The 14,137-nt window shown below is 67.0% G+C and carries 16 protein-coding genes and 1 pseudogene; 11 read left to right on the top strand and 6 right to left on the bottom strand.

What is annotated here, in order from left to right:
* Positions 1-181: 181 nt before the first annotated feature.
* The gene (locus tag ACQPZO_RS19545; RefSeq protein WP_433342924.1) at positions 182-1,204 is read right to left on the bottom strand and encodes an NADPH:quinone reductase; all 1,023 of its coding nucleotides are present in this window, start codon (positions 1,202-1,204) and stop codon (positions 182-184) included.
* A 100-nt stretch (positions 1,205-1,304) separates the two neighbouring features.
* Positions 1,305-2,507 carry a cytochrome P450 gene (locus ACQPZO_RS19540; RefSeq protein WP_433342922.1) on the bottom strand — a complete coding sequence of 401 codons (1,203 nt, stop codon included), beginning with the start codon at positions 2,505-2,507 and terminating at the stop codon, positions 1,305-1,307.
* Between the two features lie 156 nt (positions 2,508-2,663).
* On the opposite strand from ACQPZO_RS19540, the pseudogene ACQPZO_RS19535 reads away from it, so the two are divergent.
* Positions 2,664-2,900: pseudogene (locus tag ACQPZO_RS19535) on the top strand (IS630 family transposase); the annotation flags it as partial.
* On the opposite strand, the gene ACQPZO_RS19530 reads toward ACQPZO_RS19535, so the two are convergent.
* On the bottom strand, positions 2,897-3,997 hold the full coding sequence (locus ACQPZO_RS19530) for a LuxR C-terminal-related transcriptional regulator (RefSeq protein WP_433342920.1): 1,101 nt from the start codon (positions 3,995-3,997) through the stop codon (positions 2,897-2,899). The pseudogene ACQPZO_RS19535 and the gene ACQPZO_RS19530 overlap by 4 nt on opposite strands.
* Positions 3,998-4,604: 607 nt before the next feature.
* Here ACQPZO_RS19530 and ACQPZO_RS19525 point away from each other — a divergent pair.
* A complete protein-coding gene (locus tag ACQPZO_RS19525; protein ID WP_433342919.1) occupies positions 4,605-4,952 on the top strand; it encodes a type II 3-dehydroquinate dehydratase in 348 nt (115 codons plus the stop codon).
* A gap of 30 nt (positions 4,953-4,982) precedes the next feature.
* Positions 4,983-5,219 (top strand): hypothetical protein, encoded by a 237-nt coding sequence (locus ACQPZO_RS19520; RefSeq protein ID WP_433342917.1) that lies wholly within the window; start codon positions 4,983-4,985, stop codon positions 5,217-5,219.
* A 312-nt stretch (positions 5,220-5,531) separates the two neighbouring features.
* Here ACQPZO_RS19520 and infA read toward each other — a convergent pair whose 3' ends face one another.
* Both infA and ACQPZO_RS19510 read right to left on the bottom strand, forming a co-directional pair.
* Positions 5,532-5,756 carry a translation initiation factor IF-1 gene (infA, locus tag ACQPZO_RS19515; protein WP_387026654.1) on the bottom strand — a complete coding sequence of 75 codons (225 nt, stop codon included), beginning with the start codon at positions 5,754-5,756 and terminating at the stop codon, positions 5,532-5,534.
* Positions 5,753-6,544 (bottom strand): GNAT family N-acetyltransferase, encoded by a 792-nt coding sequence (locus ACQPZO_RS19510; RefSeq protein ID WP_433342916.1) that lies wholly within the window; start codon positions 6,542-6,544, stop codon positions 5,753-5,755. The genes infA and ACQPZO_RS19510 overlap by 4 nt, the downstream gene beginning before the upstream one ends.
* 429 nt (positions 6,545-6,973) lie before the next feature.
* Between ACQPZO_RS19510 and ACQPZO_RS19505 the strand changes: the two genes are divergently transcribed.
* The 7 genes from ACQPZO_RS19505 to ACQPZO_RS19475 all read left to right on the top strand — a co-directional run bounded on the left by ACQPZO_RS19505 (position 6,974) and on the right by ACQPZO_RS19475 (position 12,429).
* Positions 6,974-7,792, top strand: a complete 819-nt coding sequence (locus ACQPZO_RS19505; protein WP_433342915.1) for an LLM class flavin-dependent oxidoreductase — start codon at positions 6,974-6,976, stop codon at positions 7,790-7,792.
* A 192-nt stretch (positions 7,793-7,984) separates the two neighbouring features.
* Positions 7,985-8,749 (top strand): alpha/beta hydrolase, encoded by a 765-nt coding sequence (locus ACQPZO_RS19500; RefSeq protein WP_433342913.1) that lies wholly within the window; start codon positions 7,985-7,987, stop codon positions 8,747-8,749.
* A gap of 489 nt (positions 8,750-9,238) precedes the next feature.
* Complete coding sequence (gene fgd, locus ACQPZO_RS19495) at positions 9,239-10,243, top strand: glucose-6-phosphate dehydrogenase (coenzyme-F420) (RefSeq protein ID WP_433342912.1); 1,005 nt, start codon at positions 9,239-9,241, stop codon at positions 10,241-10,243.
* Positions 10,244-10,576: 333 nt separating this feature from the next.
* Entirely contained in the window at positions 10,577-11,173 is a 597-nt protein-coding gene (locus ACQPZO_RS19490) for a cytochrome P450 (protein WP_433351089.1), read from the top strand.
* A complete protein-coding gene (locus ACQPZO_RS19485; protein WP_433342910.1) occupies positions 11,158-11,457 on the top strand; it encodes a hypothetical protein in 300 nt (99 codons plus the stop codon). Before ACQPZO_RS19490 ends, ACQPZO_RS19485 begins: the two co-directional genes overlap by 16 nt.
* A gap of 14 nt (positions 11,458-11,471) precedes the next feature.
* The gene (locus ACQPZO_RS19480; protein WP_433342909.1) at positions 11,472-12,284 is read left to right on the top strand and encodes an SDR family oxidoreductase; all 813 of its coding nucleotides are present in this window, start codon (positions 11,472-11,474) and stop codon (positions 12,282-12,284) included.
* A 22-nt stretch (positions 12,285-12,306) separates the two neighbouring features.
* Positions 12,307-12,429: a hypothetical protein gene (locus ACQPZO_RS19475; RefSeq protein ID WP_433342907.1), complete on the top strand. Its 123-nt coding sequence runs from the start codon at positions 12,307-12,309 to the stop codon at positions 12,427-12,429.
* Here ACQPZO_RS19475 and ACQPZO_RS19470 read toward each other — a convergent pair.
* Positions 12,415-13,077, bottom strand: coding sequence for a hypothetical protein (locus ACQPZO_RS19470; protein ID WP_433342905.1), 663 nt, complete (start codon positions 13,075-13,077; stop codon positions 12,415-12,417). The two genes, ACQPZO_RS19475 and ACQPZO_RS19470, sit on opposite strands and share 15 nt — an antisense overlap.
* 194 nt (positions 13,078-13,271) lie before the next feature.
* Here ACQPZO_RS19470 and ACQPZO_RS19465 point away from each other — a divergent pair, with 194 nt between their 5' ends.
* Entirely contained in the window at positions 13,272-14,093 is an 822-nt protein-coding gene (locus tag ACQPZO_RS19465) for a phytanoyl-CoA dioxygenase family protein (RefSeq protein ID WP_433342903.1), read from the top strand.
* Positions 14,094-14,137 lie beyond the last annotated feature (44 nt).

Genomic DNA, 14,137 nt, shown 5'->3' with positions numbered 1-14,137 from the left:
ACCACCCGAGAGACACCGCCGAGCCGAACATAGCAGCCGTGACGACGCCTACGGCTCAGTCCACGTTGGCCATGGTGCGGGCGTAGTCATCGAGTGCCGGCGATCAGGCCGGCGTCGAACCCCAGGTCCCGCAGCAGCCACAGGAACGCCAACATCACCGGGGATCCCTCGCTCTGACTGCTCAGGCGATGTCGACGAGGACCTTGCCCACGATGCCGGCCTGCACGGCGTCCTGTGCATCGCCGGTCCGGTGAAGTGGGAACCGGTGGAGCGGCAGCCCGGCCTCTTCTCCCGCGGTGATCGCTCCCGCGGCCGCCGCGTCGGTGATGTCGGCCGCCGCGAGGTCCTTGTCGACCGCGGGCATCGTCATCACCATCACGAACTGGAAGCGCAGGTTCCGCCCGATCGCCTTCCGCGTCGGAAACGTCAGCTCACTGGTGCCCTCGGTCCCGTACGCGGCGACGGTACCGTCCGTGGCGAGGACCTCCATGGCGGTGCCGATGTTCGCGGTCGCCGCCACCTCGACGATCAAGTCGACCCCTCCCGGGGCCAGCGCACGGATGTCCTCCACCACGGTGTCCGACCGGTAGTCGACGGTGTGCGCCGCACCGGCGGCCACCGCCAGCTTTGCCTTCTCCGGGCTGCTGACTGTCGCGATCACGGACGCCCCGGCCCAGCTTCCGAGCTGGATCGCGGCCTGCCCCACGCCTCCCGCGCCGCCGGCAACGAGCACGGTGCATCCCTGCAGTGCGCCCGGACCCAGCCGGCCCGGACCGTGCTGCCCGGCGAGCAGACAGCGGTGCGCGGCCACCGCCCGCAGCCCCAAACTCGCGCCGACCTCGAAAGACACGTTCGCGGGCAACGGCACCGCATTGCGGGACGGAACGATGGTGTACTCCGCGGCCGTGCCATGAGGACGCTTGTACGCCGCCTCCCAGACCCACACCCGCTGCCCGACCCTTGCCGGATCGACACCCTCCCCCACGGCGTCGACCACACCGCCGCCGTCGTGATGCGGCACCACCTCGGGGAACATCAAGGGGCCACCCCGGTGACCGAACTCCCGGGCCTTCCAATCGGAATGGTTCACCCCGGATATCACGACACGGACCCGGACCTCACCGGGACCCGGCTCCGGCACCGGCCGGTCGACGAATTCCAGAACTTCACGGCCGCCGGTCAACGAATACACGATCGCCTTCATGCCGAAAACGTATCCATCGTTATCCCTGCCTGACAATAGATCCGGCACCAACCCGTCAACTCGACGGATGCGCCGAGAGGAGGAATCACCTGCGACCCGCTCAGTACCTGCGAACCTCGATGGGCAGCTTGTTGACGCCGATCATCGTCCAGGGATTGCGGAGGTTGACCGGGGCGTCATCGCGCACGCGGATGTCGCGGTAGCGCTTCAGCATGAGACGCATCGCGATCTTCGCCTCCAGCCGCGCCAGTGGTGCGCCCAGACAATGATGGATGCCCTTGCCGAACGACAGGTGTGGATTGGGCTTGCGGAGGATGTCGAACTGGTCCGGGTCGGCGAAGACGCGGTCGTCGCGGTTCGCGGTGGTCAGCCACACCAGGACGATCGCACCGGCCGGGATCTTCTGGCCGCCGATCTCGGTGTCCTTCGTCGCCCGCCGAGCCGAACGCGGGAAAGGCGGCCGGAAGCGCACCGACTCCTCGATCGCGGCCGGGATCAGCGCCGGATCGGCCCGCAACTGGTCCCACACATGGGGGTTCTCGTCCAGCGCGAGAACCGTGTTGCCCAGGGCGGCGGTTGTCGTGTGGTGGCCGGCGACCAGCAGGTTGAGGAAACCGAGGGCCTCCTCTTCGTCCAGCCGCACCCCGTCGACCTCAACCGTCATGAGCCTCCCGGCCAGGTCTTCACCGGGGTTTTTGCGGCGGGCGCGGAGGATCTCCAGTAGGTACTGGTTCAACTCACGCAGCAGCGGCGCGACGTTGTTGACCGCGCTTTCCTCCTGGTCGTCCAGCGACTCCTCCGGCTCGTAGCTCTGCACCTCGACGAAGGTGTCGGACAGCTTCCGGAGGAACGCGCGGTCGGCGTCGGGGATGCCGAGCAGCTCAGCCATGACCATGAACGGCAACGGGTAGCCCAGCTCTCCGATGAAGTCCCACTGGTCGCCGCCGGCATCGGCGGCATCGAGCAGCTGCGTGGTCATCTCGACGATGCGCGGCTCCAGGTCGGCGATCATCTTCGGGGTGAACGCCTTGCTGACCATGCCGCGCAGCCGGCGGTGCTCCGGATCGTCCGCCCGGAGGAAGTTGCCCTTGTTGGACAGGTCGAAGTCTTCCTGTTTCGGCGCCAGCGGGGCGACCACGGAGGAGAAGGTCACCGGATCGGTCTGCACCTGCTGGGTGTCGTGGTAACCAAGCACGTGCCACGCCTGCACTTTCTCGTCGAAATGCACGTCGCCACGCGCTCGCAACCCGTCGAGATAGGCGAGAAAACTGGACAATGTCCGTTCGGACTGGGTCACACCCATGAAAGCTCACTTCTCTCATACGGCCGGGTACCGCGATACTCAGCGGACACGGTACTTCCGGACCGCAGTGCCCTGGCATCCCGCACACTGCTAGTACTCCCAGCCGCACCTGTTGAAGTCGGAGTCTTCGCTGGTAGTGGCCTCGTCCTGCGGCGCTTCACCCCGACCAGCAACTCCTGGCTCAACCTCGTCGAACGCTGGTTCGGCGAACTGACCGCCAAGAAACTGCAACGCGGCACCCACCGCGCGGTTCGTGCCCTCAACAACGACATCCGCGACTGGATCGAGACCTGGAACAACGATCCCAAGCCCTCCGTGTGGACCAGGCCCGCCGACCAGATCGTCGAATCCCTCGCCCGCTGCTGCACCCGCGTGAACGGCTCACGACGCTAGAAGTGGCATGAGATGTCCAGGCTTTCCCGCCCGACCAGTTGCTTCCACATGACCGCGAGTTCGATGCGCGACTTGGCGCCCACCTTCTGGAAGATCTTGCGGAGGTGGAAGGCGACGGTGTGGCGAGACAGGAACATCTTGCCGGCGACCTCGGCGTTCGTGAGTCCTCCCGCGACCAGTTCGGCTACCGCGTATTCGGTGTCGGTCAGCGCGGGGATCCGGCTGCTGGGCCAGAACCTCGCCGCGGCCTTCGACGTGTCGTGGCGCCGCAACTTGCTGCGGACCCGAGACGAGTCGCGCGGGGAACCCACGTCCGCGTAGGAGCGCATGGCCGTCTCGTAGTGCGTGCATACCTGCCGGAACTCTTCGGAGCTCTCGGACAGGAGATCACCGATGTCCTCGTTCACCGAGGCGCGGGTCCACGTGTCACAGCCGGAGGCGACGGCCTGTTGGAGCAGGTTCACGTCCTTCTCGAGCAGTGCCTCGAGGTGCAGGGCGGCGGCCGCGATGGCGTGGATGTCCGGGTTCTCCGCGGCGAGCGCCGCCGCGCAACGCCGCACCCGCTCGGCGGTTTCCCGGTCACCCGCCCGCAGCAGGATACGCACGACGAACGACGCCGCCGTAGGCTCGGACAACAGGAAACCCCGAGTCGACGCATCCGATTCGAGGAGCGCGCGGGCGAGCGGCACCGCGACCTCCCAACCCTTCTCCGCCTCGATGATCTGCACGACAAGCCACGCGGGCGAAGCCCAGGGAAAGGGGTCCCGGCCGAAAAGCACATCCTCTTTGAGCTGATTGGCATGATGGATCATCGTGGCGAGTTCACCACGCCGCATCGCGGTGATCGCGCGGACCATGTTCCCGATCGGAGCCCACGACGCGTAACGCGGGTCGTTCGCCACAAGCATCCCCGAGCCACACAAACTCCCGGCCTCATCAATACGACCGTCACAAAGCGCAATCTTGGCTTTGACCAGCGCCGTCACCGCATCAATAGCGGGATCGTCGACCGCCGCGGCAGCTTGGCGCACCGCATGCCGGGCCTCATCGATACGCCGAAGATTGGTCAACAGCAACGCGAGCTGCAGGCTCGCCAACGCCGTGCAGCACTCGCTACCCCGCCGGCACCTGGCCGTCGCCGCCGCCTCAGCCAAAGAGATAGCGGAGACAACATCACCCTCAAGCCAAACCGAACCAGCCGTATGCAAAATCTCAAGATTGATGCAATTGTGAGTAGAGAGACCAGACGCAGTTAGACCCATAATGCCCAATCGAACTCCCCGAAGTCTTCAAGCACATTTTGAGACATCATGCGCAACTCGATTCCCGAACAACCTCCACAACTCAAATCAATCTTCCAGGGGAGACGCACTGCCGCATATCAATGATCGTCCCCAGCAGTCATGGACGACGATACCGCGCGGCTGCGGCGTGTCAAGGTGAGCATCGATTTGTATTGACGGCTATGATTTCTGTCAGATCTGACGGGTATGGGCAGATCGGGTGGCGCAGTTGTTGGCGGCGACGGGCGAGATCAAAGAAACGCCAAGTGGGCGAAATTCGCAAATGAACGAAAGCTGACCAATATTACGCGAATTGCAGACTTGATCCTGTGTGGGATACGGGATCGCGGCGAGACCGCAGCTTGACACTGTCAGACCGGGTAGTTGTCTTCGCCACCGAGGGGTTGCCACGATAGTGCACATGGCCAGCGCCATCCACGCTCGGCACATCGAGAGGCGCCCGATGACCGAGATACTGCTGCTGAACGGGCCGAACCTCGGAATTCTCGCTGACCGGGAACCAGAGGACCACGGCAGGGACACGCGGGGCGACACCGTCGCGGCGGTGAACATGATCGCCGTCCGGAGCGGGAGTGCGGCCGGCCTCATCCGGGCCGGGCACGCGCTCCGCTTCTCGGCGGCCGGCGCGATCGTCAATCCGGGCGCCCTGGTGATCGCGGGCCGCGAGCCTGCGGGGCGCCTGGGCGCGCGAGCAATTCCGTCACCGGTTTGTGCCGGCCCCGCGTATCCGCTCGACGGCGGCGAGTAGGCCTCCCCGATTTCCGGAAAGCGAAGGAAAATGGCGGGCTTCTGGCTCAAAGATCTTCTTCGTCGGTGGGCGGAGCATGCCGCACTGCTTCACCCGAATGCGTCGAACGCGGCTGCGCAATTCACCTGCTGCGCCGTACCGGCCTACTATCTGTTCGCCGTGCCGGTCCCCTTGGGCATCGACGAACCGCATCGCCGGGTCCTTTTCTCTCCCCGCATCGAGGTGGACATCGACGGTCTGTGGCTCCTCGACGACGCCGCCGGATAGCAGCGCGGACCGAGCCTCGCACCGAAGCCTGAGCAATGCGGCCGTCCGGGCCGGTTCCCCAGGGTCAGCCCGGACTGTGCCGTCGCTTCGCCGTCCGAGCGCGTGCCCGTTCCGCCGGCTCGGCAAGTGATGAACGTGATCGGCGTCCGGCTCGAGGGCCGGACGCTGTTACCCGTTCCTGCGTCACCTGGGGGTCGGCGGGAAATCGCCCCCGCCGCAGCCGTGCGAACCATCATCGGGTCCCCGGTCACGGAAAGGCCGTGACCGGGGATCCGGGATCAGCTACCGCGGAAGGTGTCGACCGTCGCCAGGCTAGTTCCGGTACCGGAACACGATCCGGCCGCGCGTCAAATCGTACGGCGTGAGCTCGACCAACACCCGGTCTTCCAGATAGATCTTGATGAAGTTCTGGCGGATCTTACCGCTGATGTGCGTGAGCACCCGGTAGCCGTTCTCAAGCTCCACGGTGAACATGCCGCTGCGCAGGCACTCCACGACCCGACCCTCGACCTCGACGCCCTTCCTGGTCCTCGTCATCGGACCAACTCCAGGTTACTGCTCACCGGCCGGGCCCCGAAGCCCTCGAACAACGCCGAGGCCGCCTGGTTCGACTCCTGCACCTCGGCCCAGGCCTCCACGAACCCAGAACGGTGCAACGCCCCCAGCGCATGAGCCAACAGCGCCCGCGCGATCCCACGACGTCGCTCACCGGCCCGCACCGCGACCAACCCGATACGCGGCCGGTTCACCGTCACCACCCGAATCAGACCCAGATAACCGTCCGACCCCACCGCCACCGCATACTTCGACAAGTCGCCGACAGTGTCACCCTCAGGCAGGGCAACCACCTCCGCGGGCATCGACTGCCACCCCACGGTCGCCTCAACCTCGTCACGAATCGCACGGTCCACCGCCCGCAGCAGACCCTCGTCCACCTGACCAGCCGGCACAATCGTCACGCCCGAAGGCAACAAAACCTCTCCGAGCCCACAGACCCGCAAGTCGGTCGGCACAGAATACTCCCACTCGCGCCGCCGCACCGAAAAACCAGCACGCCGCCAACACGCCGTCAACCCGACATCCGCTTCATCAACCACCGTGTACAGCGGCGCCGGCAACTCCCCCAACACCACCCCGGCAAGCCGATCAAAGGTCGCGTCATGCCAAGCATCAATGCTGACGAACAAACGCCCATCAGACCGATGCTCCGCCCACGTACGGCCAACAACCACATCGTCATGCAGCGCATGCCACTGCCCGTCCGCGACACGCGTGACCACCACCGCGTTCTCGCCCAGGCCAGATATCAAAGGCTTCATGTCCATCGGAGTCTCCCTCCAGGAGTGCCACGATCTCAGGCGCTCCCGGCGACACCGAACGTCAGCCGCCGGACCGTGACGGACTGAGGGAGCACCCATAGGTGATTGCGTTCACGGGTCTCACCTCCCAACAACGACTTCACGGTCAGCCACGACAATAGCGGCGCGGCGTAGCATCGCGCAATCTCCCACATGCGGTGCCGACGGTGCCGGGTCCAGCGGTGGCGTCGAGGCGTCTACCAAGCTGAGGGATGCCGGACCGGCGCAGCCGCTTTTAACCTGCTGAATGCGGGCCGAGAGGGTTTCGCGGGTTATCCCCACGCGTACGCACCGGAGCTGATCCGAGTTCCGGATCCGGTGTCTGCCCCGCCCGCGATCGGGGGGCGGCCCCGGTGCCCGATGGGGTCCGCTCTACGAAAGGACAGGGTTTCGCCCATGACCGACAAGCCGTTCAAGTTCTCCGTGATTTCGGAGCCAAAGGACGAGAAGCAGTGGTTTGGCGTGGCCAGGCAAGCCGAAGACCTCGGGTTCACCACCCTGCTCATGGCCGACGTCCTGACTGCGCCGGCGCCGTTCCCCGCCCTCGCCCTCGCGGCCGGGGCGACCACGACGCTGCGGGTGGGAACGTGGGTGCTCGCCGGCCCGCTGCGCTTGCCGCGTATGGCGGCATGGGAGTCCCACACGCTGTCGGCGCTGAGCGGCGGGCGATTCGACCTCGGCATCGGGACGGGCCGGCCTTTCGTCCTCGAGGACGCGGATAAGCTGCTCGGCCTCCAGACGCCGCCGGCCAAGGAACGCCTGGCGCAGGTGGAGAAGACGATCGACGAACTGCGCGCCCTCGACGGAGACGCGCACACCCCGGTGCTCATCGCCGCCGGCGGTCCCAAGGCCCGTGCCCTGGCCGCCGCCAAGGCCGACCTGGTCACGCTCGCCGCGAGCCCGTTCACCACCCGGGAAGAGATGGCCGAACGGGTCGCGGAGGTGCGCAAGCAGGCCGGGGACCGGGCCGAGAAGCTCGAGTTCGTCTCCCCGATCTACGTCATCGGCGACGAGGCACCGCCTTGGGTTCCGCGTCTCCTGCGGACCGACATGAAAACGCTCATCGAGCACGACTCGCTGAACATCCTGCGCGGGAGCCCGCAGGAGATGGCCGACGAACTGCGGCGCCGCCGCGAGACCCTCGGCTTCTCCTCCTTCACCGTGAACGCGGTGTTCCTCGAGAAGTTCGCCCCGGTGGTCGAGCTTCTCACCTAGTCACGCGGACTACCAGGGCTCTCGCCGGACCGCCGCGAGGCGGCAGTCGTCGCCGGAGGGCCTTCGGCGGGAGCGTGGTGGACACCGGACGGGTTGCGGACGAACAACATCGGTCGGGATCAGGTCCGCGAGGACACCGGCACCGTGGCCCGCGCCGGTGACAAAGCGCTGATCTCTCGAAAGGCAACACCTATGCATTCTCTGCAGTTCACCGCCGAGTCGTCGGCGAAGGGCGTGGTGGAGCGCGACTTCGTCGTGGGCGAGGTGCCGGGCGTTCTCTGGTCGCCGGCCTCCGGCGCCGATTGGGCACCGCTGGTGCTGATGGGCCACGGTGGGGGCAACCACAAGAGGCATCCGGCGATGGCGGGCCGGGCGCAGAGATTCGTGGCTGCTTGCGGCTTTCACGTCGCCGTCATCGACGCGCCCGGTCACGGCGACCGGCCGCGTACGGCGCACGACGAGCAGGAGGTCGCCGCGTTGGCTGCGGCGAGGGCGACGGGTGAGCCTGAAGGTCCGGGTGCCCGCCGCTACAGCGCGTATCTGGCGGAGCTGGCCGTGCCGGAGTGGCGGGCGACCCTGGACGCGCTTCAGGAGCTTGCGGAGATCGGCGCGGACGGGCCGGTGGGCTACTTCGGCATCAACCTGGGCACCGCGATCGGGGTGCCGCTGGTGGCGGTCGAGCCCAGGATCACGGCCGCGGTCTTCGGCCTGCACTGGCCCGATGACCTGGCGGAGAAGGCGAAGCAGATCACCGTCCCGATCGAGTTCGACATGCAGTGGGACGACGAGGACATCCCACGCGAGGCCGGCCTCGCGCTGTTCGACGCCTTCGCCTCGACGGAGAAGACGTTGCACGCCAACGCGGGCAAGCACCATGAAGTGCCCAGGTTCGAGGTTGACAGCGCGGCCCGGTTCTTCGCCCGGCATCTTGGCCGGGCGCCCACCTCACCGGCCTGAGGTGAGTGGCAGCGGCGTCCGGTCTGCCCATCGGACGCCACCTCCGCGGCCCGGGTCAGGCAGCGTCATGGCTCACCGGTCGGCCGCCGTCCCTGCCGCGCGGTTCGCCCGCGAGGAGTAGGCCTGATCGGCAGCGACCGCGCCCGGCCGGGTGCGCGGACGGCGAGTCGACTGCCACCGGGGTGATTCGCTCGTTCCCGCCGCTCTATTTCTCCGCCGCCTCCTTCAGCGCCGCTGGCCCGATTCGATGCCGATCCGGATCGCGGCGCGGTCAGGCGGACCTGCTGATCACCGCGCCGCTGACCCGTTCCATCGGGCGTCGTCCTACGGGCGGTCGCCGACGTGTCCAGCCTGCGCCAGATCAGCTACACCGGCAGCCCCGACCCCCATCGCCGAAGCCCAGGCCGAACCCGCTGCTACGAGGTGTTGCACCGCCAACCGTCAGGCCGGGGGATATGGGTCCCTCTGAATTTGGCCTATCAATGGAGCATGACACTGAAGATCGGTTACAAGGCGTCGGCCGAGCAGTTCGGCCCGCGCGAGCTCGTCGAGTACGCGGTCAGCGCGGAACGCCACGGCCTGGACAGCGTCTGGATCAGCGACCACCTACAGCCGTGGCGACACGACGGCGGACACGCGCCGTTCTCCCTGTCCTGGCTCGCCGCCGTCGGGGAACGCACCGAGCGGGTCCAGCTCGGCACCAGCGTGCTGACCGCCACCTTCCGATACAACCCCGCCGTCGTGGCACACGCCTTCGCCACCCTCGGACTGCTCTACCCCGGCCGCATCGCGCTCGGCATCGGCAGCGGCGAGGCCCTCAACGAAGTCGCAGTCGCACGCATCACCTGGCCCGACTTCAAAGAACGCTTCGCCCGCCTACGCGAAGCCGTAGAACTGATCCGCCAGCTGTGGACCGAAGACCGCGTCACCTTCGACGGGCAGTACTACCAAACCACCGGCGTGTCCATCTACGACCGGCCCGAAACACCCGTCCCCATCTACATCGCCGCCGGCGGCCCCGTGATGGCCAAATACGTCGGCCGCAAAGGCGACGGCTTCATCTGCACCAGCGGCAAAGGCATGGAACTCTACACCGAAAAACTCCTCCCAGCCGTCGAAGCAGGCGCCGACCAGGAAAACCGCGACCCCAACACAATCGACAAAATGATCGAAATCAAACTCTCCTACGACCCCGACCCGACCCGAGCCCTGGAAAACTGCCGCTTCTGGGCCCCCCTGTCCCTCACCCCCGAACAGAAAGCCAGCTTCGCAGACCCAGTCGAAATGGAAAAAGCCGCCAACGAACTACCCATCGAACACGTCGCCAAACGCTGGATCGTCGCCTCCACCCCCGACCAAGCAATCACCCAAATCAAGCAGTACGTCGACGCCGGCTTCAACCACCTCGTCTTCCACGGCCCCGGCCACGACCAGGAACGATTCCTCAACACCTTCGCCGACCAAGTCCTCCCCGCCCTACGCAACCTCGACTAACAACCCACAGCCACCCCACCCACCGATTCACCTGAGCGGGCATGGGCGCGCTCGTCGCTGTTCCTCGACGTCGACGGTCCGACCGAGGTGTCCGAGCGGGTGATCGCCGCGCTCGGCGAACGCTGAGAGCTACTCGGGGGTACGCGCATGGGCAGGCAGGACAGCTGACCGAGCTGGACGAGGACTTCGTCCAGAAGTCGCACGAGATGGAGGCCCTGCTTCGCCAGCAGGGCCGGTCAGCCTCGTCAGGTCGCCGCGCGGGCAGCCCGTGTGGGTGGTCAGCGGGTACGCGGGGCGCGTCAGCTGCTCATCGATCCCCGGCTGAGCAAGGACATGCGAGGGCGACTCGCTGTCCGAAGTCGAACTCGTCTCGATGGCGTTTCACTGCTGGGCGCGAACCGCGACCCGGAGCGCTTTCCGGATCCCGGCCGGCTGGACATCACCCGCCCGGCGGCCGGCCACGTCGCGTTCGGCCACGGAATCCACCACTGTGTCGGTGCCCCGATTGCCCGCCTGGAAGCGGAGGTCGCCGTTGGCGCCCTGCTCGACCGCTTCCCGGCCATCCGCCCGACCGTGGACCCGGATACCCGCCGCTGGCGCGCGGGCACCCTGATGCACGGCCTGGAGACCCTCCCGGTGCGGCTGCGCCAGGACCCGGCCTGCCTGCCGCCGCTTCTTCCCGATTTCCGGGCATGGCGAGAAGACGTACGCATCGGCGGCTTTCCTGCTTGTTCGCTACGGCGCCGGGAGCCGGCGTGGCCTGTCGCCCGGCCAGGTCGACGACGCTATTCATCTCTACAACCTCGGCTGGCCGCTGGCGCGAGTCGGTCGGCACCTGGGTGCCGAACACGTCGTTGTGCTGAACGAACTGCGCGAACGTGGTGTGCCTGCTCGAGACACTCAACGACGTCCGCGTGGCGAAGCAGGTAATCATCGATGACCCGAGCCGCAGCTGTGTCAACTCGATCGGCTTCGGCAACGTCCTCGATGGATGCGTCTTCCTGTCTTCTGCTAACGTTCCTGTCCAGCCGTCAGCCTTGGTCGCGGCGGGAGCCACCCGCGCCGACGCCACCGAGCGCCGCATCACTGGGATCTATATCAAGGCTGTCGAGCAGCTCAGCTCCGATCGAGCCTGGTCGGGGAAGAGCCTGCTGCTGCTGAGATATTTGGATACTGTCGATCGGCGGCGATTCGTTCGAACGTCGACCCGCTAACCCTTGGAGATGCCATGTCTGTTCTTGTCATCGGCGCGTACGGCAGTGTGGGTAGCCATGTGGTGGCTGGGCTTCTGTCCGCCGGAGCCTCGGTCCGCGGGAGCAGCCGGACGCCGGGGACCGGGGAGTTGTCGGACGCTGTCGAGATGGTCCGCCTCGACCTGGACGAGCCGGAGACTCTGCCGGCGGCGCTCGAGGGCGTCAAGAAGGTCTTCCTGTACGCCAACCCGGACGGCGTCGCCGAGTTCGTCAGCGCGGCGCGGGCGGCCGGGGTGGAACACGTCGTGTTGCTGTCGTCGGCTTCCGTGGTCGAACCCGCCATGCGGCAAAGCCGGAGCGCGCAGATGCATGCCGTGGTGGAGGAGGCGTTGCAGGAGTCCGGAATGGCGTGGACCTTCCTCCGCCCGACCACGTTCGCAACCAAGCAGCTCAGCTTTGCTCGGGCGATCCGGTCCGGGGAGGTGCTGCGTATTCCGTTCCTGCACGGGCGCACCGCGTCGATCCACGAACGCGACATCGCCGACGTGGCGGTCCGCGCCCTGACCGGCACCGGGCACGAGGGGCAGGGGTACTGGCTGACCGGACCGCAAGCCTTGACGCAGCAGGAGTACATCGAGACGATCGGAGAGGTGATCGGGCGGCCGATCGATGTCGTCGAGTTGGCTCCGGAGGACGTCGAGCCGAAGATGCCGGAATTCCTCATCCGGACCCTGACCGAGCTCTTGGCGGCTCCGTGCGTCGTGACGTCCGCCGTCGAGGAGGTCACCGGGGTGCCGGCCCGCTCGTTCCGGCAGTGGGCCGAGGACCACGTCAAAGACTTCAGCTGACTGCCTGCTGCTCTCCTTCCTGATGACCGGTCGCATCAACCCGCGCCGGCATCGGGCCGGCGTCCTGCGCTCGACCGCCGCGATCCTGGCCTTTCTCGGCTTTCTCATCGCCCTCGCGGCGCGAATCCAGCTACTTCACCCGTGAAAGGCGGGCGTGCCGGTCACTGCGCCGCGGCGGTGCCGGCGCGCTCATCGGCAATGGAGGAATCGAGCCCGGATTCGATGAGCTCGACGGGCGCGCGAGCCACACGGCAACACCCGCAACCCGGCCTCGGTCGGCTTGCTGGCGAGCGGGAGCGCGACGGGGGTGGACCTCGGGGTCGACGACCAGGTGCGCGGTCTCGGGCAGTCGGCGGCCGATCCCGATGAGCGCGGCGGCGGGTGCGTGTCCGGCGTCATCCAGGCGTGTCCACCGTGCCCGGAGAAGATCCGTTTCGCGTACGGAGCGGGCTCGTCGATTCGGTGCGCCAGGTGCTCGCGAAGCGAGAGCAGGACGTGGCCGGAGCTCTGCGTGGCCGCACGCCCGACCTTGCCGCACCGCGGCCGGGTCGAGCCGGACGGCGGCCCGGTCGACCTGGCGCAGCAGCATGCCGGGCGCGGCCCCGAGCAGACTCACCGCGCCGATGACGTTGCCCTCGGCGAACCGCGCCGACACTTGCGAGGCGAGCGATGCCGCGGGCACTTCGCCACGGGCGACCGCGCACGCGAGCGCGGCGGACGGGAAGGTGTGCAGGCGCCGGCCGAGCCGCTTGAACGCCTCGGCGCGCGGGATGTCGCTGAGATTCTCGGGCACGCTCGCCATCTTGTCGAGGGCGACGGGCAGGGCGCGCCGGTCCCGGCGGGTGGGCGGAACGGAAGTTTGGGACTGCTTGAACCCGCCCCGCAGGCAACTGTCAGACCGAGGGATATAGATCCCTCCTCACGCGACCTAGCATCGGCAGGGTACTCGAGACAGCAGCCGTGACAGAGGGGTGGGTGGCAGATTCCGTGGCTGATCCGACCGAAGCCATGCCGAAGAGTCGTGACCGGCAGGCGGCATTGAGCGTGAAACGGGTGCTGACTCGTGAACAGCTGGAAGAATTCGCTGAGCGCGGCTACATCGTGATCCCGGATGTCGTGCCGCCGGACCTGATAGCCGCTGCCAACGCGGCGGTCGATGAGCAGGTACGCGCCCGGCCGCCGGTGGAAGGGCACGTTGGGGTGGTCTACAGGTTCCAGCAGTTGGAGGAAGCGCCGGTGCTTGCGGCGTTGTTGCGTGACACCTCAGCCTTCTCGCTCGCCGAAGGACTCACCGGGAGCGGCGCGCTGGAGTTTCCCGAGACAGTACAGACCGCACTGACCTACCCGCCCTTCAAGGACGCCCGGGAAAAGCCGCACATCGACGGCGGTAAGGGGAGGAAACCCGGTGATCCCCCATGGACATTCACCATGCTCGCCGGGTTTTTCCTGACCGACCAGTCAAGCGATGACACGGGAAACCTCTTCGTCTGGCCGGGAACACACCGCGATCACGCACAACTCTTCCGCGAGCGCGGACCCGAGGCCTTCACGACCTACCCGAATGTCAAGCTGCCGGAGCGAGACATGGTGCGCGGTCGTCCGGGCGATATGCTGCTGAAGCACTACCTCCTCGGCCACAATGGCGGCAACAACACGGGCGATTCCGTTCGGCGCACGGTCTACTTCAGGCTTCGGCGCCGGGGGCACGAGGCGACGTGGGGTCAGGCCCTGCAAGATCCCTGGCACGATTTCGCGCCGCTGCGAGGGTTGGTGCCGTCGTCCGGTGAAACCGGTCAGCAGGGTCGGTAGCTGTGAGATCTCGGTAGCTCTACGGCTATCCGCTCGTCGTCGGC

Origin of the sequence: Micromonospora sp. CA-111912 (genome assembly GCF_050948415.1) — a bacterium.
Lineage (GTDB): Bacteria > Actinomycetota > Actinomycetes > Mycobacteriales > Micromonosporaceae > Micromonospora.
The sequence above is the reverse complement of the archived record's forward strand: the minus strand, read 5'-3'. Positions and strand labels throughout refer to the sequence as shown.